Source organism: Lacisediminimonas profundi, from assembly GCF_008831265.1.
In the GTDB taxonomy this organism is placed as follows: Bacteria; Pseudomonadota; Gammaproteobacteria; order Burkholderiales; family Burkholderiaceae_D; genus Lacisediminimonas; species Lacisediminimonas profundi.
On record NZ_VTTH01000008.1, the window covers coordinates 81,057 to 99,710 of the forward strand.

Below are 18,654 nucleotides of genomic sequence, written 5' to 3' on the forward strand. Positions count from 1 at the left end.
GCAGTGGGCGGGGGAAGGATTCTCAGTCCGGCGCGGTTCAGACCTTGAGATAGTCCTCGCGGTCGCCAAGCCAGCGTGCCAGATGGCGCCGTACCGTATCCATGTCGCCGGCCAGCAGTTGCGCTGCCAGGTCGCGCGCCTTTTCGACCAGCCACTGGTCGGTTTCCAGGTCGGCAAAGCGCAGCATGGCCTGGCCGGACTGGCGGGCGCCGAGGAATTCGCCCGGGCCGCGCAATTGCAGGTCGCGGCGGGCGATTTCGAAGCCGTCGGCGGTCTCCCGCATGGTGGACAGGCGCTGCCGCGCCACCGGCCCGAGCGGCGCTTGATACAGCAACAGGCAGACGCTGGAAGCCGACCCGCGGCCGACCCGCCCGCGCAACTGATGCAGTTGCGACAGGCCGAAGCGCTCGGCATGCTCGATCACCATCAGCGAGGCATTTGGCACATCGACGCCGACCTCGATCACCGTGGTCGCCACCAGCACATGCAGTTCACCGCTGGAGAAGCGATCCATCACGACTTGCTTGTCGGCCGGCTTCAGGCGGCCGTGTATCAGTCCGACCTGCAGTTCGGGCAGGGCCGCTGCCAGCGTCGCATGGGTGTCGGTTGCGGTTTGAAGTTGCAGGGCTTCCGACTCCTCGATCAGCGGGCAGACCCAGTACACCTGGCGGCCTTCCAGCGCAGCGGCGCGGACCCGTTCGATCACTTCCTCGCGCCGGTTCTGGTCGATGATGCGGGTCACCACAGGCGAGCGCCCGGGCGGCAGTTCGTCGATCACCGACACTTCCAGGTCGGCGTAGTAGGTCATGGCCAGCGTGCGCGGTATCGGCGTGGCCGACATCATCAGCTGGTGCGGCTGGTTTTCCGCTTCCAGCCCCTTGTTGCGCAGCGCCAGCCGCTGGGCCACGCCGAAGCGATGCTGTTCGTCGACGATCACCAGCCCGACCCGCGAAAATTGGACCGTGTCCTGGATCAACGCATGAGTGCCGACGATCAGTTGCGCATCGCCGCTGGCGATTCGCTCGCGCGCATCGTCCTTTTCCTTCTTCTTCAGGCTGCCGGTCAGCCATGCGACCTTGACGCCGAGCGGCGTCATCCATGCCGCTATCTTGCGGAAATGCTGGTCGGCCAGGATCTCGGTGGGCGCCATCAGCACTGCCTGGAAGCCGCTGTCGATTGCCTGGGCGGCAGCCAGCGCGGCAACCACCGTCTTGCCGCTGCCGACGTCGCCTTGCAGCAGGCGCTGCATCGGCCACGACTGGCGCAGGTCGTGGCGGATTTCTTCCAGCACGCGTTGTTGCGCGCCCGTGAGAGCGAACGGCAGGCTGGCGAGGAACGCGGCCGACAGCTCACCCACGGATTGCAGCGGCACGGCGCCCCTGGTACGGCGCGCTTCCTGCGAGCGCTTCAGGGACAGTTGCTGCGCCAGCAGCTCGTCGAACTTCATCCGTATCCAGGCCGGATGGCTGCGCTCCATCAGCGCGTTTTCATCCACATCCGGCGGCGGATTGTGAAGCAGCTCCACCGCCGGCCGGAACGGCCAAAGGCCGATCTTCTCCAGCAATGCCGGCGGCAGCGTGTCCTGCCAGTCGATGCGCTGCATTGCTTGTGCAATCGCGCGCCGCAGCAGTGTCTGCGACAGGCCCTCGCCGGCAGGGTAGACCGGCGTCAGCGCGGTCGGCAGCGGGGCGCCTTCCGGCACCACCTTGTAGACCGGATGGACCATCTCGTCGCCGAAGAATCCATGCCGCACTTCGCCCCGTGCGCGGACCCGGGTGCCTTCGCTCAGTTGCTTGACCTGGCTACCGTAGAAATTCAGGAAACGCAGCACCAGGCTGCCGCTGTCGTCTTCGATGGTGACCAGCAGTTGCCGGCGCCCCCGCAATGCGATTTCGCTATTGCGCACCACGCCTTCCACCTGCGCCGGCGCGCCGCCGGTGAAATGCGCTTCCCGTATCGGCACGATCCGGGTTTCGTCCTCGTAGCGCAGCGGCAGGTGCAGCACCAGGTCCATGTCGGTTCGCAAACCCAGCCGCGCCAGCTTGTCGGCGACCGTATTTCCGCCCTTGGCAGTGGGGCGAGGCGCTTTGGGCGTGGCAGGGGGCATGGGAAGGGGAGTGCGAAGTCCGTCAATGGCAATCCGCGTAGAATAACGGGTTTTCCAAAGGGCGCATCCGCCGCGCAACACGGCCGGCCCCTGCCCTGGCCCTCGTTGCCGGCCTGCGACACCATGCATTCACTCTATTCACTCTCCGATTTTGATTTTGAACTCCCGCCGGAACTGATCGCGCAATTGCCGCTGCCCGAGCGCAGCGGCTCGCGCCTGCTGCATGTCGTCCCCGGCCAGCCTGCCCGTTTCGAAGACCGTTCTTTCACGGATATCGTCGAACTGGTCCAGCCCGGCGACGTGATGGTGTTCAACGATACCCGTGTCCTGAAGGCGCGCTTCCATGGCGTGAAAGCCAGTGGCGGCAAGGTCGAAGTGCTGGTCGAGCGCGTGCTGGACAATCGCAATGTGCTGGCACAGGTGCGCGCTTCCAAGACGCCGCAGCCTGGTTCCTTCATTCGCCTGGCCGACGCTTTCGAGGTCGAGGTGGGGGAGCGCGCCGGCGAATTTTTCTCACTGAAATTTCCGGCGGAAGTGTTCGACCTGATCGAAGCCCATGGCCGCCTGCCTTTGCCGCCTTACATCGAGCATGCGGCGACCGGCGAGGATGAACAACGTTACCAGACCGTGTATTCCCGCGAGCCGGGCGCGGTGGCGGCGCCAACCGCCGGCCTGCATTTCGATGCGCCCTTGCTGGAGCGCCTGCGCAACAAGGGCGTGCAGATTGCTTTCGTCACGCTGCATGTGGGGGCCGGCACCTTCCAGCCGGTGCGGACCGAGAACCTGGCGGAGCACCACATGCACAGCGAGTGGTACACCATCCCGCAGCAGACAGTGGACGCAATCGGCGCAGCCCATGCAGCCGGGCGCGATGTGATCGCGGTCGGCACCACCAGCATGCGCGCGCTGGAATCTGCTTCCCAGGACGGTCCTCTGGCCGCCGGCAGCGCCGACACCAGGCTGTTCGTCACGCCCGGCTACCGCTTCCGGACGGTCGACCGGCTGGTGACAAATTTTCATCTTCCCAAGTCGACCTTGCTGATGCTGGTATCGGCATTCTCCGGCTACGACACGATACGCGCCGCCTACCGCCATGCGATAGCGCAGCGTTATCGCTTTTTCAGCTATGGCGATGCCATGCTGCTCACCCGTGACAGGACCGGCGCCAGCGGCGCCACCGGCACCAAGGCGCCCGACCATGCTTGAATTTACCCTGCTGAAAACCGATGGAAATGCCCGCCGCGGCCGCCTGAAGCTGAACCACGGCACCATCGAGACGCCGATCTTCATGCCGGTTGGTACCTATGGTTCGGTAAAAGCGGTGACGCCGGACCAGCTTGATGATGTCGGCGCCCAGATCATCCTCGGCAACACCTTCCATCTGTGGCTGCGCCCGGGCACCGAGGTGATGGAGAAATTTGGCGGCCTGCACCGCTTCATGGGATGGGACAAGCCGATCCTGACCGACTCCGGCGGTTTCCAGGTGTTCTCGCTGGGCGCCATGCGCAAGATCACCGAGGAGGGCGTGAAGTTCGCTTCGCCGCTCAACGGTGACCGCCTGTTCTTGTCGCCGGAAGTCTCGATGCAGATCCAGCGCTCGCTGAATTCCGACATCGTGATGCAGTTCGACGAATGCACCCCTTATGAAATCGAGGGCCGGCCGGCCACGGTTGATGAGGCGGCAAGTTCGATGCGCATGTCGCTGCGCTGGGCACAGCGTTCGAAAGATGAATTCGAACGCGGCGGCAATCCGAATGCGCTGTTCGGCATCGTGCAAGGCGGGATGTTCGAGCAGTTGCGCGACGAATCGCTGGCTGGCCTGGAAGGGATCGGCTTCGACGGCGTGGCGATCGGCGGGCTGTCGGTTGGCGAGCCGAAGGAAGACATGATGCGGGTGCTGTCGCATATCGGCCCGCGGCTGCCGGCTGCCAAGCCGCACTACCTGATGGGCGTGGGCACGCCGGAAGACCTGGTCGAGGGTGTGGCCAATGGCATCGACATGTTCGACTGCGTGATGCCGACCCGGAACGCGCGCAATGGCTGGCTGTTCACCCGCTTCGGCGACGTCAAGATCAAGAATGCCCGTTACAAGGATGACCAGGCGCCGCTCGACGCCAGCTGCACTTGCCACACCTGCAAGCATTTTTCGCGGGCCTACCTGCACCACCTGCACCGCGCCGGCGAAATCCTGGGTGCAACGCTCAACACCATCCATAACCTGCATTACTACCTGACCCTGATGCAGGAGCTGCGGGACGCAATCGAGGAAGGTGATTTCGACAACTATCGGGCCCGTTTTGCAGTCGAACGCGGGCGTGGCGTGGCCGTCCGCTGACGTCTCGGCATACTGCCGGGTCAACGGCATCCGGGTTTGCCGCAACCCGATGCTAAAATGCCCGCCTGTTCCCATAACAACACCCGGAGAAAACCGTGTTCATATCCAATGCCTACGCCCAGGCCGCCACCAGCAGCGTGGAAAGCAGCCTGACCAGCTTTCTGCCGATCATCCTGATGTTCGTCGTGTTGTACTTCCTGATGATCCGTCCCCAGATGAAGCGGCAGAAGGAACAGAAAGCCATGATGGAAGCGCTGGCCAAGGGCGACGAAGTCGTCACCGCCGGTGGCATCCTGGGCAAAGTGACCAAGGTCACTGACGCCTATGTCACGGTCGAAGTCGCCGAAGGTACTGAAGCCATCGTGCAGAAAGCGGCCATCTCGACCCTGCTGCCCAAGGGAACCATCAAGTCCCTCTGACCCGGCGGATCCCGCTCCGGCAGGGGCGACTGGTCGCCAACGTCTCAATTCGACTTTAAAAAATGAATCGCTATCCTCTCTGGAAGTACATCCTGATCGCCGTCGCGCTGCTGTTCGGGGTGCTGTATACGTTGCCGAACTTCTACGGAGAGTCGCCCGCAGTGCAGATCAGCAGCGCCAAGGCGACGGTGAAAGTCGATGCGAGCCTGATCACGCAAGTCGACCAGGTGTTGCAGACGGGCGGGTTCAAGCCGCAGGCCGTTTTCTTTGACGGCAGTGGCACGCACGGCACGGTGCGTGCCCGTTTTGCCGATACCGACACCCAGTTCAAGGCCAAGGCGGTACTGGAGCGCGAACTCAACCGCGATCCGGCCGACCCGACCTACCTGGTCGCATTCAACCTGTTGCCCAACACGCCCGCCTGGCTGCAAAGCCTGAAAGCGTCGCCGATGTATCTCGGCCTCGACCTGCGCGGCGGCGTGCATTTCCTGATGCAGATCGATACCCGCGCGGTGATGAACAAGCGCTTGCAGGGTTTGCAGTCCGGCATCCGCAGCACCCTTATCGACAAGAAGATCCGCTATTCAGGCCTGAGCCGCAGCGGTAACAGCATCGAACTGAAGTTCCGCGAAGCCGAGACACGGGCGCAGGCGAAAAGCCTGCTGGCCAGCCAGTTGCCGGAACTGGTGCTGGAGGAATCCGGCGAGGGCGCCGAGTTGCGGCTGGTGGCATCCATGCGTCCGGATGCGCTGAAGCAGACTGTCGAGGAAGCCGTCCAGCAGAACATCACGACGCTGTCCAAGCGGGTCAACGAGTTGGGCGTGGCCGAGCCAGTGATCCAGCGCCAGGGCGCGGACCGGATCGTGGTGCAGTTGCCTGGCGTGCAGGACGTATCGCGGGCGAAGGACATCATTGGCCGCACCGCAACGCTGGAAGTGCGGCTGGTGGACGAGACCGTGACGCGCGGCACCGAGGAAAGCGCGGCGATTCCGTTTGGCTCCGAGCTGTTCAAGGTCGGCAAGAACGCGCCGGTGGTGCTGTACAAGGATCCGGTGATCACCGGCGACTACATTTCCAATGCCAGCGCCAGCTTTGACCAGAACCAGCAGCCCGCAGTCAGCATCGACCTCAATGGCGATGGCGGCCGGCGCATGCGCGAAGCGACCCGCAGCCGGGTCGGCAAGGGTATGGCAATCGTGCTGTTCGAAAAGAACAAGGGCGAGGTGCTGACGGTCGCCACGATTCGCGACGAACTTGGCGCCCGCTTCCAGATCACCGGCATGGGTTCGGCTGAAGCTGCCTCCGACCTGGCCCTGCTGCTGCGCGCAGGTTCGCTGGCAGCGCCGATGGAAATCATTGAGGAACGCACCATCGGGCCGCAGCTCGGCGCCGATAACATCGGCAAGGGTTTCAATTCGACCATGTACGGCTTCGCCGCCGTGGCCGCGTTCATGATCGTCTACTACATGCTGTTCGGCGTGTTCAGCGTGATTGCGCTGTCGGTCAACCTGTTGTTGCTGATCGCGATCCTGTCGATGCTGCAGGCCACGCTGACCTTGCCCGGCATTGCTGCTATCGCATTCACGCTGGGCATGGCGATCGACGCCAACGTGCTGATCAACGAGCGGATCCGCGAGGAGCTCCGCAATGGCAACACGCCGCAAGCGGCGATTGCCACCGGCTTCGACCGCGCCTGGGCCACCATTCTGGACTCCAACGTGACGACCATGATTGCCGGCCTGGCGCTGCTGATTTTCGGATCGGGTGCGATCCGCGGCTTCGCCGTGGTGCATTGCCTGGGCATCCTGACCTCGATTTTCTCGTCGGTTGTCGTTTCCCGCGGCCTCGCCAATCTCTGGTACGGCCGCAAGAAGAAACTGACATCGGTGTCGATCGGCCAAGTATGGAAGCCCACCCCCTGAGCGCACCAGCGCCCCGGACAACGTAACAGGTAACAAGAGGAAGGCATGGAGTTATTCCGTATCAAAAAAGACATACCGTTCATGCGCCACGCATTGATATTCAATGTGATTTCGGCGCTGACGTTTGCCCTCGCGGTGTTTTTCCTGTTCAGCAAGGGTTTGCACCTGTCGATCGAATTTACCGGCGGCACCGTGATGGAAGTGGCCTATCCGAAGGCTGCCAATGTCGAGCAGGTTCGCAAGACCATCGAGGGCCTCGGGTTTGCCGACAGCCAGGTGCAGAGCTTCGGCACGGCGCAGGATGTGCTGATCAGGCTGCCGGCGCAGAAAGGCGTCACCACCGCGCAAGTCAGCGAGAAAGTGATGGCGGCGCTCAGCGGGCCGGATGCTGGCGTGAAGCTGCAGCGGGTCGAGTTCGTCGGGCCGCAGGTCGGGCATGAGCTGACCCAGGATGGCCTTACAGCGCTGGCCATGGTGATCATCGGCATCATCATCTACCTGGCAATCCGTTTCGAATGGAAATACGCAGTGTCGGCTGTGATTGCCAACCTGCACGACGTGATCATCATCCTCGGCTTCTTCGCGGCATTCCAGTGGGAATTCTCGCTGACCGTGCTCGCTGCGATACTCGCCATCCTCGGTTATTCGGTGAACGAGTCGGTGGTCGTGTTCGACCGGGTGCGCGAGACCTTCCGTGACCGGCGCTTCGGACGGATGGGGACGGCGGACGTGATGAACCATGCGATTACCAGCACCATTTCGCGGACAGTCATTACGCACGGATCGACTCAGATCATGGTGCTGTCCATGCTGTTTTTCGGCGGCCCCACGCTGCACTATTTCGCCATCGCGCTGACCATCGGCATCCTGTTCGGTATTTATTCATCCGTGTTCGTTGCGGCCGCCGTGGCGATGTGGCTGGGCGTGAAGCGCGAAGACCTGATCAAGCCGGTCAAGGAAAAGGACGAGACCGACGGCGCAGTAGTCTGACATGCCTGCAGGCCAGCAGTAGCCGGCACGACTGTTTCATATCCCGGTTTACCGCATCGCGGCCAAGCCGGGCTCTGGAGAAGGAGGCGGGAAATGAAACGGATACGGGTGTGGGATCTGCCGGTGCGGATTTTTCACTGGACCCTGGTGGCGCTGGTCGTTACCGCGGTGGTCACGCAGGAAATCGGCGGCAATGCGATGCAGTGGCATTTCCGGACCGGGTACGCCATCCTCACGCTCGTGTTGTTTCGCATCATCTGGGGGCTGGTCGGTCCCCGCTATGTCCGTTTCTCGAATTTCCTGCCCACGCCCGCGCGCCTGCTCGACTACCTGCGCGGCCGCAGCCAAACCAGATTTCCCGGTCACAATCCGCTTGGCAGCCTGTCGATCGTGGCCATGCTCGGCGTCCTGCTGCTGCAGGCCGGATTCGGGCTTTTCTCCAACGATGACATTGCCAGCGAAGGCCCGTTGGTCAAGTTCATTTCAAAGGAGCTGTCCGACCAGGCGACCTGGCTGCACAAGGAAATTGGCGCCACGCTGATCTTCGTGCTGGTCGGGCTGCATGTGGCAGCCATACTCTGGTATTTGCTGCGCAAGAAGGAAAACCTGGTGGTGCCGATGCTGACCGGCGACAAGAAGGTCGACTTCGATGCGCCGGACGCCAACGACAGCTGGGGTGTGCGCCTGTTCGCGGCGGTGCTTCTCGCGCTGTGCGCTTCGGCGGTCTACCTTCTGGTCAACATGAAGCCATAGCAGGAAACCGGAAGCAGGGAGCACCAGCAAAAACGCCCCGCGGTCGACAAGACCGGCGGGGCGTTTTTCTTGCAGCAGGTAAAGATTATTTCTTGCGGAAGTCGTCGTGGCAGGCCTTGCAGGACTGGCCGACGGCGCCGAACGCAGTCTTGATGGTGTCGATGTTGCCGGACTTGGCAGCGGCCGACAGCTTGGCGACCTCGGACTGCATCTTCTCGCCGGCTGCCTTGAACTTGTCCTGTTCCTTCCAGATTTCCGCCTTGGCCTTGGAATTGGCCGCCTCCGAACCCGGCGGGAACGCTGCGAACGGGAGCTTGCTCAGGGTTTCGACGATGGCAGCGTCCCGTTCCACGGTCGCCTTGTCATACGGCTTTTCGCCCTTGACGACGGCGCCGATGCGGCCAAAGTGAGTGCCCATCACGGAAAGCGCGGATTGGCGGTACTTGACCGCATCCTCCACCTTGGCAAACTGCGCCTGGGCGGAGAAGGGCACGGCGAGGAGGCTACTGAATGCGAGTGCGGCAGACAAACGCTTCATTGCGGATCCTTTTGCTTGATTGTTGTGGAAACCGCATCATATGCGTTTTCCCGCGAACTCGCAGTCCTCAGATTTCGCCCGCCAGTTTCGCCGCGATGCCAATGTAATTTGCCGGCGTCATTTGCAGCAGGCGATCCTTTGCATCGGCCGGAATAGCCAGCCCGCGGATGAACTCGTGCATGGCATCTTTCGAAATGCCCTTGCCGCGGGTGAGCTCTTTCAACTGCTCGTAAGGGTTCTCGATGCCGTAACGGCGCATCACGGTCTGCACCGGTTCGGCCAGCACTTCCCAGCTGCCCTCCAGGTCTTCCGCCATTTTTTCCGGATTCACTTCCAGTTTGTTCAGGCCGCGCAGGCAGCTGTCGTAAGCCAGCACGGCATAACCCAGGCCGACACCGATATTGCGCAACACGGTCGAATCGGTCAGGTCGCGCTGCCAGCGCGAGATTGGCAGTTTCTCTGCCATGTGCCGCAGCACGGCATTGGCCATGCCGAGGTTGCCTTCGGAATTTTCGAAGTCGATCGGGTTAACCTTGTGCGGCATCGTCGACGAGCCGATCTCGCCGGCCTTGGTGCGCTGTTTGAAATAGCCGATCGAGATGTAACCCCAGATGTCGCGGTTCAGGTCGAGCAGGATGGTGTTGGCGCGTGCGATCGCGTCGAACAGTTCGGCCATGTAGTCGTGCGGTTCGATCTGGATCGTGTACGGATTGAATATCAAGCCCAGCCGCTGTTCTATCACTTGGCGCGAGAATGACGGCCAGTCCACGTCCGGGTAGGCGGAAAGGTGGGCGTTGTAGTTGCCGACCGCGCCATTCATCTTGCCCAGGATTTCAACCGCGGCGATCTGCTTCACTGCGCGGCGCAGGCGGGCGACCACGTTCGCCATTTCCTTGCCGAGCGTGGTCGGGCTGGCCGGTTGGCCATGGGTGCGCGACATCATCGGCATTGCGGCGTTGTCGCGCGCGATGGTGGCAAGCGTATCGATCACCTGGTTCAACGCCGGTAGCAGCACCTCGTCGCGCGCCGCCTTCAGCATCATGCCGTGCGAGGTGTTGTTGATATCTTCGGAGGTGCAGGCGAAGTGAATGAATTCGGACGCCGCGACCAGTTCCGGCACGCCGGCAACCTTTTCCTTGAGCCAGTATTCAACCGCCTTGACGTCGTGGTTGGTGACCGCCTCGATCGCCTTGATGCGCTCGGCGTCTGCTTCGGTGAAGTTCGTTGCAAGCGCATCCAGCAGCTTGCTGGCGTCCGCGGAAAACGGCTTGATTTCGTCAAAGCCGGCGGCGGCCAGCGCCTGCAGCCAGGCAATTTCCACTTTCACCCGATGATGCATGAATCCCGCTTCGGAGAGCAGGGGGCGCAATTTGTCGGTCTTGGCGGCGTAACGGCCATCCAGCGGCGAAAGGGCAGAAAGGGCGGTAAGAGGCATGATTGTGGGGAACGGGTCAGGAGAAAATGCGGTCCGCAGGCGTGAAGCCGAACGGATCGGGTGCGCGGTAACCCGCAATTTTACCACCGGGGCCGGGCTGCTCCGTCAGCACCGCCCGCAGTGGTGGCGGCGATTGCCCCGATGCTATAATCGGCCGCAGCCAACACCAAGACTACCTATGAAACTGATTGGATCACTCGCCAGCCCCTACGTCCGCAAGGTCCGCGTCGTCATGGCCGAGAAAAAACTCGACTATGAACATGTGGTGGAAGACGTCTGGAATCCGAAGACGACCATAGGCCTGTCCAATCCCCTGGGCAAGGTTCCGTGCCTGATCATGGAAGATGGCGGCGCAATGTTCGATTCGCGCGTGATTGTCGAATACCTGGACACGCTCACGCCGGTCGGCAAGTTGATTCCCGTCCAGGGACGCGAGCGGGCCAGCATCAAATGCTGGGAGGCGCTTGCCGATGGCATCCTGGATGCGGCAATTCTGGTGCGTCTGGAAAAAACCCGGCGTGCGCCGGAGCAGCAGAGCCAGGAATGGATCGATCGCCAGATGGGCAAGGTTCACGACGGCCTGAAAGCGATGTCCGCCGGTTTTGCCGACACGCCGTTCTGCGCCGGCAACCAGTACACGCTGGCGGATGTGGCCGTGGGCTGCACGCTGGGCTGGCTGGCCTTCCGCTTCCCGGAGATCACCTGGCGCGACGACTATCCGGATCTTGCCAAGCTGTTCGACAAGCTGTCGGAGCGGCAGTCGTTCAAGGACACCGCGCCACGCTGATCGAATGTGGGAGGGCGAAAGAAAAAACGGAGCTGCGGCTCCGTTTTTTTATTGGGGGAAGGACGCGCGAGCTTGCCTGGACTGCATCAATCCTCGCTCCCATCCATTTGCGACTGCAGATAGTTCTGCAGCCCCACTGCATCAATCAGGCCGATCTGCGTCTCGAGCCAGTCGATGTGCTCCTCGGTATCGTCAAGGATCTCGACGAAGATCTCGCGCGAAACATAATCGCTGGCCGCCTCGCAGGCCGCAATTGCTTCCTTCACGGTCTTTTGCGAGAGATGTTCCAGCTTCAGGTCGCACTTCAGCATTTCCGCCGTGTTTTCGCCGAGCATCAGTTTGTGCAGGGCCTGCAGGTTGGGCAGGCCTTCGAGCATCAGTATCCGGTTGATCAGCTTGTCGGCGTGCTTCATCTCGCCGATTGACTCGTCATACTCTTTCTTGCCCAGCTTCCCGAAGCCCCAGTGCTTGTACATCCTGGCATGCAGGAAATACTGGTTGATGGCAGTCAGCTCGTTGGTCAACTGTGCGTTGAGCAGCTTGATGATCGTTGGGTCACCTTTCATTTGATGCCTCGGCTAAAGAGAGTGGGGTGATATGAATTTCATCATACATCAGCCGGGCCACAGGCGATTTGATCAGGGTGATGCGCTTGATGAATCAGGCCGCGAGCGCGCCGGACTGGAAAAAGACCGGCACGGCTGACAGCTTCTCGTCGAGGCACTCGCGCAGTACCTGCTTGGCACAGGCGTGGCATTTGCCGCAACAGGTGCCGACCTCGAGTTCGCTGCGCAGTTCGCGCATCGACGTCAGGCCCTCGTCCACGGCGGCACGGATTTTTCGGTCAGAGACGTTATTGCAGACACAAACGATCATTTAGGCACCGGAGTTGGTGGAAGGGTTCAGTGGACGGCGGAGCGGGTGGTTCCGGCGCGGCGGTCAGCCAGCCAGGAATAAAGCAGCCAGCCCAGCGGCAGGATGCCCAGGCTGTACGAGAACCACTGGCCATAGTCGCCTTCCGGTCCCCAAGGTTCGGTCGCAATATGCCACCAGGCGTTGTCGAGGAATGGCAGCGAAGCCGATTCGGTAAATTCATGAAATGCGTAGATGACGAGCTGGATGGCGAACGCCACCATGAATATCGCCGTCAGCTGGAAAAAACGCTGCAGGTTCACGCGCTGGCCGAAGCGGACCCAAGCCCATGCGAGCATGGCGGCGAGGACGACGCCGATGAATCCGCCGGCAGCCATCTGTCCGTTCCCGGCTTGCTGCGACAGGGATGCAATCATCGTCGCCGTTTCCACGCCCTCGCGGCCCACCATGAACGCGGAAAACAGGAACACCAGCATCCATGCCTGGCGTGCCGAACGATCGGTTCGGCCAAGACCTTCGGCAATCTCGCGCTTCATGAAACGGCCCATCTTCATCATGTGCACGGTGCAGTAGATCACCGACACCGCCGCGATCAACGCCATCAAGCCTTCCCAGAACGGCGACAGGGCGCCAAGCCGTGCCAGCAGCACGCCCAGCAGGCAGGAGAGCACGACCGCCAGCGCGACACCTGAATACACCGCCGGAACCAGCTCGCGGCGATTGGTGTTCTTCAGGAATATCAGGGAGATTGCGATGATCAGGAATGCTTCAAGTCCTTCCCTGAAGCTGATCATGAGTGTCGGAATCATGGCAGTGTCCTTGTTGTCAGGCGGTCAGGATCAGTTTGTTGGACTGGGTCAGGCGCAGGCGGTAGATGCGCCCGTCGTGATCGATTTCGAGCTCGCGGGTGTCGCCCAGCAAATCCCGGCTCGAGATGCGGCGGACGGCCGAAACCGCTGGCCGGCTCTTGCTTTCTCCACCTGCTTCATCGACCTTCAGTTCCATCCCGATCATCTTGTTGCCGCCCGTATCTGTTGGCTAAATCTAAATGCGAACAATTCGCATTTAGATTATTCTCGAAAAGAACGAGCTTGGCAAGTGGAACGTGCGGAGCGTGTGGAACGTGCTCAAGTGCCGGCAAGCCGGCAAGGCGCGGCCGGAGGGGATCGTGCAGGGAGGGGGGGGGCAGCGCCGTCGTGGCGGCGCTGCGTCAGGCTGGTACGACTGCGCCGGCGGAAGCGATGATGCCCCCGCCAAGGCAGATTTCACCATCGTAAAGCACGGCCGACTGGCCGGGCGTGACCGCCCACTGGGGCTGCGGGAATTCAAGGGCGAACATGCCCGGTTCGGCCAGCAGGTGGTGGCGGCAGGCGACGTCGGCCTGGCGGTAGCGGGTCTTGGCTGCCAGCAGCGCATCGCCGGGCGCCTGGCCCGAGACCCAGCTCATCTGGTCCGCGGTCAGCGATGTCGACAGCAGCCAGGGATGGTCATGGCCCTGCACGACGTACAGGGTATTGGTGGCGATGTCCTTGCGCGCGACATACCAGGGTTCGGCTTCGCCCTGGTCGTTGCGGTAGGACTTCATGCCGCCCAGGCCTATGCCCTTGCGTTGGCCCAGCGTGTAGAAGCTCAGGCCTACATGCTCGCCGACCACGTCGCCTTCCGGCGTCATCATCGGGCCGGGCTTGAACGAGACGTAGCGGTTCAGGAATTCGCGGAACGGGCGCTCGCCGATGAAGCAAATGCCGGTCGAGTCTTTCTTCTTCGCGTTAGGCAGGCCAAGCTGGGTCGCAATCCTGCGTACTTCCGTCTTGTGCAGTTCACCCAGGGGGAACAGGGTGCGCGCCAACTGGGCCTGGTTCAGGCGATGCAGGAAATAGCTCTGGTCCTTGCTGGCATCCAGCGCCTTGAGCAGTTCGGAGCGGCCATCGGCGGCTTGTCGTACCCGCGCATAATGCCCGGTCGCGATCAGGTCCGCGCCCAGCGATATGGCATGGTCCAGGAATGCCTTGAATTTGATTTCTGCATTGCACAGCACGTCCGGATTCGGTGTGCGTCCCCCTTCGTATTCACGCAGGAATTCAGCGAACACCCGGTCCTTGTACTCGCTGGCGAAATTGACCGCCTCGATGTCGACGCCGACCACATCGGCCACGCTGGCAGCGTCGATCCAGTCTTCGCGCGTCGAGCAGTACTCGGAATCGTCATCGTCTTCCCAGTTCTTCATGAACAGGCCGATCACTTCGTAGCCCTGCTCCTTCAGCATCCAGGCTGCGACGGAGGAGTCGACCCCGCCCGACATGCCAAGCACCACGCGCTTCCTAGCCATTCAGGTCTCCGATCACGCTCGGCGTGGTGTGCAGCAGCGAAAGCGGGGCGCTCTGGCCCTTCAGGTAATCATCGACGCATTGCAGGACCAGCGGGCTGCGGTGCAGGTCGCGGGTGGCCAACAATTCGTCGTATGTCAGCCACAGCGCGCGCAGGATGCCATGGTCCAGCGGACGATCGTGCACCCGGCCCACCGTGCCGCAAAATGCGAAGCGCAGGTAGGTCACATCCAGTCCGGTGCGTGCCGACTGGTAACGTGACATGTACACACCGACCAGCGAGCTTGGAGCGAATTCGTGGGCGGTCTCTTCCATTGTCTCGCGTGCAACAGCCTGTTCCAGCGATTCGAACGGATCAAGATGGCCTGCGGGCTGGTTGAAGCGCACACCTTCGCTGGTCTCTTCCTCGACCAGCAGGAAGCGCCGCTCGCGCTCGATCACGGCGGCCACGGTGACGGATGGTTTCCAGATATCGGACATGACTTCCCTTCAGAGAGGCGTCATTTTACAGCGGCGCGGCCCAAGTTGCGCCAGGGCAGGGCCCGGAATGCGGCACCACAGCAAAATTGGAGAATCCGTGGCGGGGCTTATGTCTCGCCATGCCTCGCCATGCTTCGCCAAGGCGCGCGGATCATTGAATCTATTGATCGTATCCATTAGCAACAAGCAGGGCTCGCTACGGCTTCCCCTATGAGCGGTGGCCGGAGCACGCAGCTTGTAGCATGCTATCCCGTTCGCAGCCCGCCCCAATTTGGTGCGTCGCTTCCGGATTGCCTGAATTTCCGCGTAATTTCCGTGTAATATCTTGCCAAACTTTACTATTGCATCTGGAGATATCTATGAAAATCGGCATTCCCGCCGAGTCGCGGCAGGGGGAGACCCGTGTCGCCGCTACGCCGGAAACCGTAAAGAAGCTGGTGGCGGCAAAGCACCAGGTGGTGGTTCAGTCCGGCGCGGGCGTCAGTGCCAGCGTGACGGACGATGCCTATGTTGCGGCCGGCGCGACCATAGGCGGCGCAGCTGACGCTTTTGGCGCCGAGATGGTGCTCAAGGTGCGCGCTCCCTCCGCTGAAGAACGCACCCTGATGAAAAGCGGGGCTGTGGTGGTCGGCATGCTGAACCCGTTCGATGCCGAGAACACTGCCGCGATGGCCGCACACGGCCTGACCGCGTTCGCGCTGGAGGCAGCGCCCCGCATTTCGCGTGCGCAGTCGCTGGACGTGCTGTCGTCACAAGCCAACATTGCCGGCTACAAGGCAGTGATGCTGGCCGCCAATACCTACCAGCGCTTCATGCCGATGCTGATGACAGCAGCAGGCACGGTAAAAGCCGCGCGCGTGCTGATCATGGGCGTGGGCGTGGCCGGACTTCAAGCCATCGCAACGGCCAAGCGGCTGGGTGCGGTGATCGAGGCGTCCGACGTGCGTCCGCCGGTGAAGGAGCAGGTCGAATCACTCGGTGCGAAATTCATCGACGTGCCGTTCGAGACCGACGAAGAGCGCGAGATCGCCAAAGGCAGCGGCGGCTATGCCCGTCCGATGCCGGAAGCATGGATGAAGCGCCAGGCGGCACTGGTGCATGAGCGCGCCAAACAGGCCGACATCATCATCACCACTGCGCTGATCCCGGGCCGCAAGGCACCGACGCTGATCAGCGAAGAGACCGTCAAGGCAATGAAGCCGGGTTCGGTCATCGTCGACATGGCGGTGGAGCAGGGGGGCAACTGCCCGCTGTCCGAACTGGGCAAGACGGTGACCAAGTACGGCGTGCACATCATCGGCGAAGCCAACCTGCCGGCGCTGGTCGCCGCGGACGCATCGGCCCTGTATTCCCGCAACTTGCTGGACTTCATGAAGCTGATCGTCGACAAGGATGGCGCGCTGGCGATCAACCGCGAGGACGAGATCGTGGCCGCGACCATGCTGTGCAGCGGCGGTGAAGTGCTGCGGAAGTAGGGGCTGGCAATGCAGAGGATCATGCTTCGTTCGAAGATCCACCGCGTCACGGTGACGCAGTGCGACCTCAACTACGAGGGATCGTGCGGCATTGACGAAGACCTGCTCGACGCTGCCGATATCCGCGAGTTCGAGAAAATCGAACTCTACGATATCAACAACGGCGAGCGCTTCTCGACCTATGCGATCAGGGGCAAGCGCGGCAGCGGCGAGATTTCGCTGAACGGCGCCGCTGCGCGCCGCGCTCACCTCGGCGACTTGCTGATCATCTGCACCTACGCGCCGATGACGGAAAACGAGATCGAGGCTTATCGCCCGAAGATCGTCTTTGTCGACCAACGCAACCAGATCACCGGCCTGAAAAAATAAGCGGAACAGATGCCGCGTTGCTGCGGCTTCATCATCAAAGGAAACAGCATCATGGAAGTTAGTCATACCCTGATCAACCTGATCATCTTCGTGCTGGCGATCTACGTCGGCTACCACGTCGTGTGGACGGTCACGCCGGCACTGCATACGCCGCTGATGGCAGTCACCAACGCCATCTCCGCCATCATCATCGTCGGCGCCATGCTGGCGGCTGGCCTGACCGAAGGCCCGCTTGGCCAGGTCATGGGCACGCTGGCGGTTGCGCTGGCAGCCGTCAATGTCTTCGGCGGATTCCTCGTGACCCAGCGCATGCTGGAAATGTTCAAGAAAAAGGAACCGAAATCGGCTTCCGCTGCTGACGCCAAGGGAGCGAAATAATGAATCTCTCTTTTGTCACGATGAACCTGGTGACGCTGCTGTACCTGATCGCGTCGGTATTCTTCATCCAGGCGCTTAAAGGCCTGTCCCATCCATCCACCGCGCGCCGCGGCAATGCATTCGGCATGAGCGGGATGGCCATTGCGACCGTCACCACCATCCTGCTGATGATCAAGCTGAAGACGCAGATGAGCAGTGGCGGCATGGGCATGGGCCTGGTGCTGTTGGGTGTCGTGGTCGGTGGCGGCATTGGCACCTTCCTGGCAAAGAAGGTCGAAATGACCAAGATGCCGGAACTGGTCGCTGCGATGCACTCGCTGATCGGTCTTGCTGCCGTTTGTATCGCTGTCGCTGCCGTGTCCGAACCGTGGGCCTTCAGCATTGCGGCAAAAGGACAGCCGATCCCGTTCGGCAACAGGCTGGAACTGTTCATCGGCACCTTCGTCGGCGCCATCACGTTCTCGGGTTCGGTGATTGCCTTCGGCAAGCTGGCCGGCAAGTACAAGTTCCGCCTGTTCCAGGGCGCACCGGTCCAGTTCAAGGGCCAGCATTTCATCAACCTCGCCCTGGCAATCGCGATGGTCGGCTTTGGCCTGATCTTCGTGTTCGCACCGGGTGCCGAGTCGTCCTGGCTGCCATTCGTGGTGATGACCGCGATCGCGTTCATCCTCGGCGTGCTGATCATCATTCCGATCGGCGGCGCTGACATGCCGGTGGTGGTGTCAATGCTGAACAGCTATTCCGGGTGGGCCGCTGCGGGCATCGGCTTCTCGCTGAACAATTCGATGCTGATCATTGCAGGCTCGCTGGTCGGTTCTTCCGGCGCGATCCTGTCCTACATCATGTGCAAGGCGATGAACCGCTCGTTCTTCAACGTGCTGCTGGGCGGCTTTGGCGGCGAGACGGCAACGGCGGCTGCCGGCGCCCAGCAACAGCGCCCGGTCAAATCCGGTTCTGCCGACGATGCTGCCTTCCTGATGGGCAACGCCGAAACCGTGATCATCGTTCCCGGTTACGGCCTGGCGGTGGCACGTGCGCAGCACGCCCTGAAGGAGCTGACCGAAAAGCTGACCCACAAGGGCGTGATCGTGAAGTACGCGATCCACCCGGTCGCGGGACGCATGCCCGGCCACATGAACGTGTTGCTGGCCGAAGCCGAAGTGCCGTACGACCAGGTGTTCGAGATGGAAGACATCAACAGCGAGTTCGGCCAGGCCGACGTGGTGCTGGTGCTGGGCGCCAACGACGTGGTCAACCCGGCTGCCAAGGATCCGAAATCGCCGATCGCCGGCATGCCGATCCTGGAGGCGTACAGGGCCAAGACGGTCATCGTCAACAAGCGTTCGATGGCGGCGGGTTATGCCGGCCTCGACAACGAACTGTTCTACATGGACAAGACGATGATGGTGTTTGGCGATGCCAAGAAAGTGATCGAGGACATGGTGAAGGCGGTCGAATAGATCCGC

The 18,654-nt window shown here is 61.8% G+C and carries 20 protein-coding genes; 11 read left to right on the forward strand and 9 right to left on the reverse strand.

Going from position 1 to position 18,654, the window contains the following annotated elements; all coding sequences use genetic code 11:
• Window positions 1-37 precede the first annotated feature (37 nt).
• Window positions 38-2,107 carry an ATP-dependent DNA helicase RecG gene (gene recG, locus FVE66_RS19210; RefSeq protein ID WP_151449095.1) on the reverse strand — a complete coding sequence of 690 codons (2,070 nt, stop codon included), beginning with the start codon at window positions 2,105-2,107 and terminating at the stop codon, window positions 38-40.
• Between the two features lie 123 nt (window positions 2,108-2,230).
• Between recG and queA the strand changes: the two genes are divergently transcribed.
• From queA to FVE66_RS19240, 6 genes are all read left to right on the forward strand, one after another.
• Window positions 2,231-3,313, forward strand: coding sequence for a tRNA preQ1(34) S-adenosylmethionine ribosyltransferase-isomerase QueA (gene queA / locus FVE66_RS19215; protein ID WP_151449096.1), 1,083 nt, complete (start codon window positions 2,231-2,233; stop codon window positions 3,311-3,313).
• A complete protein-coding gene (gene tgt, locus FVE66_RS19220) occupies window positions 3,306-4,442 on the forward strand; it encodes a tRNA guanosine(34) transglycosylase Tgt (RefSeq protein ID WP_151449097.1) in 1,137 nt (378 codons plus the stop codon). Before queA ends, tgt begins: the two co-directional genes overlap by 8 nt.
• Window positions 4,443-4,537: 95 nt before the next feature.
• Complete coding sequence (yajC, locus tag FVE66_RS19225; RefSeq protein ID WP_151449098.1) at window positions 4,538-4,861, forward strand: preprotein translocase subunit YajC; 324 nt, start codon at window positions 4,538-4,540, stop codon at window positions 4,859-4,861.
• Window positions 4,862-4,923: 62 nt separating this feature from the next.
• The gene (gene secD, locus FVE66_RS19230) at window positions 4,924-6,783 is read left to right on the forward strand and encodes a protein translocase subunit SecD (RefSeq protein ID WP_151449099.1); all 1,860 of its coding nucleotides are present in this window, start codon (window positions 4,924-4,926) and stop codon (window positions 6,781-6,783) included.
• Between the two features lie 45 nt (window positions 6,784-6,828).
• Window positions 6,829-7,773 carry a protein translocase subunit SecF gene (gene secF / locus FVE66_RS19235; protein WP_151449100.1) on the forward strand — a complete coding sequence of 315 codons (945 nt, stop codon included), beginning with the start codon at window positions 6,829-6,831 and terminating at the stop codon, window positions 7,771-7,773.
• A gap of 93 nt (window positions 7,774-7,866) precedes the next feature.
• Complete coding sequence (locus FVE66_RS19240) at window positions 7,867-8,526, forward strand: cytochrome b/b6 domain-containing protein (protein WP_241673292.1); 660 nt, start codon at window positions 7,867-7,869, stop codon at window positions 8,524-8,526.
• A gap of 85 nt (window positions 8,527-8,611) precedes the next feature.
• Here FVE66_RS19240 and FVE66_RS19245 read toward each other — a convergent pair whose 3' ends face one another.
• Window positions 8,612-9,064 (reverse strand): c-type cytochrome, encoded by a 453-nt coding sequence (locus FVE66_RS19245; protein WP_151449101.1) that lies wholly within the window; start codon window positions 9,062-9,064, stop codon window positions 8,612-8,614.
• 67 nt (window positions 9,065-9,131) lie between these two features.
• Entirely contained in the window at window positions 9,132-10,499 is a 1,368-nt protein-coding gene (purB, locus tag FVE66_RS19250; RefSeq protein WP_151449102.1) for an adenylosuccinate lyase, read from the reverse strand.
• A gap of 178 nt (window positions 10,500-10,677) precedes the next feature.
• On the opposite strand from purB, the gene FVE66_RS19255 reads away from it, so the two are divergent.
• Window positions 10,678-11,286 (forward strand): glutathione S-transferase C-terminal domain-containing protein, encoded by a 609-nt coding sequence (locus FVE66_RS19255; protein WP_151449103.1) that lies wholly within the window; start codon window positions 10,678-10,680, stop codon window positions 11,284-11,286.
• An 86-nt stretch (window positions 11,287-11,372) separates the two neighbouring features.
• Here the strand turns inward: FVE66_RS19255 and bfr are convergent, their stop codons facing one another.
• From bfr to FVE66_RS19285, 6 genes are all read right to left on the reverse strand, one after another.
• Complete coding sequence (gene bfr / locus FVE66_RS19260) at window positions 11,373-11,852, reverse strand: bacterioferritin (protein ID WP_151449104.1); 480 nt, start codon at window positions 11,850-11,852, stop codon at window positions 11,373-11,375.
• A 94-nt stretch (window positions 11,853-11,946) separates the two neighbouring features.
• Window positions 11,947-12,162, reverse strand: coding sequence for a (2Fe-2S)-binding protein (locus tag FVE66_RS19265; protein WP_151449105.1), 216 nt, complete (start codon window positions 12,160-12,162; stop codon window positions 11,947-11,949).
• A gap of 26 nt (window positions 12,163-12,188) precedes the next feature.
• Window positions 12,189-12,968 (reverse strand): FTR1 family iron permease, encoded by a 780-nt coding sequence (locus tag FVE66_RS19270; protein ID WP_151449106.1) that lies wholly within the window; start codon window positions 12,966-12,968, stop codon window positions 12,189-12,191.
• Window positions 12,969-12,984: 16 nt separating this feature from the next.
• Complete coding sequence (gene hemP / locus FVE66_RS19275; protein WP_151449107.1) at window positions 12,985-13,164, reverse strand: hemin uptake protein HemP; 180 nt, start codon at window positions 13,162-13,164, stop codon at window positions 12,985-12,987.
• Between the two features lie 205 nt (window positions 13,165-13,369).
• The gene (mnmA, locus tag FVE66_RS19280; protein WP_151449108.1) at window positions 13,370-14,488 is read right to left on the reverse strand and encodes a tRNA 2-thiouridine(34) synthase MnmA; all 1,119 of its coding nucleotides are present in this window, start codon (window positions 14,486-14,488) and stop codon (window positions 13,370-13,372) included.
• Complete coding sequence (locus tag FVE66_RS19285) at window positions 14,481-14,966, reverse strand: NUDIX hydrolase (protein ID WP_151449109.1); 486 nt, start codon at window positions 14,964-14,966, stop codon at window positions 14,481-14,483. Before FVE66_RS19285 ends, mnmA begins: the two co-directional genes overlap by 8 nt.
• A gap of 359 nt (window positions 14,967-15,325) precedes the next feature.
• On the opposite strand from FVE66_RS19285, the gene FVE66_RS19290 reads away from it, so the two are divergent.
• Genes FVE66_RS19290 through FVE66_RS19305 form a run of 4 tightly spaced genes read left to right on the forward strand, consistent with a single transcriptional unit; the run spans window position 15,326 to window position 18,648 of the window.
• Window positions 15,326-16,441, forward strand: a complete 1,116-nt coding sequence (locus FVE66_RS19290; RefSeq protein WP_151449110.1) for a Re/Si-specific NAD(P)(+) transhydrogenase subunit alpha — start codon at window positions 15,326-15,328, stop codon at window positions 16,439-16,441.
• A 9-nt stretch (window positions 16,442-16,450) separates the two neighbouring features.
• A complete protein-coding gene (gene panD / locus FVE66_RS19295) occupies window positions 16,451-16,810 on the forward strand; it encodes an aspartate 1-decarboxylase (protein ID WP_151449111.1) in 360 nt (119 codons plus the stop codon).
• 51 nt (window positions 16,811-16,861) lie between these two features.
• Complete coding sequence (locus FVE66_RS19300) at window positions 16,862-17,188, forward strand: NAD(P) transhydrogenase subunit alpha part 2 (protein ID WP_151449112.1); 327 nt, start codon at window positions 16,862-16,864, stop codon at window positions 17,186-17,188.
• Entirely contained in the window at window positions 17,188-18,648 is a 1,461-nt protein-coding gene (locus tag FVE66_RS19305; RefSeq protein ID WP_151449113.1) for an NAD(P)(+) transhydrogenase (Re/Si-specific) subunit beta, read from the forward strand. The genes FVE66_RS19300 and FVE66_RS19305 overlap by 1 nt, the downstream gene beginning before the upstream one ends.
• Window positions 18,649-18,654 lie beyond the last annotated feature (6 nt).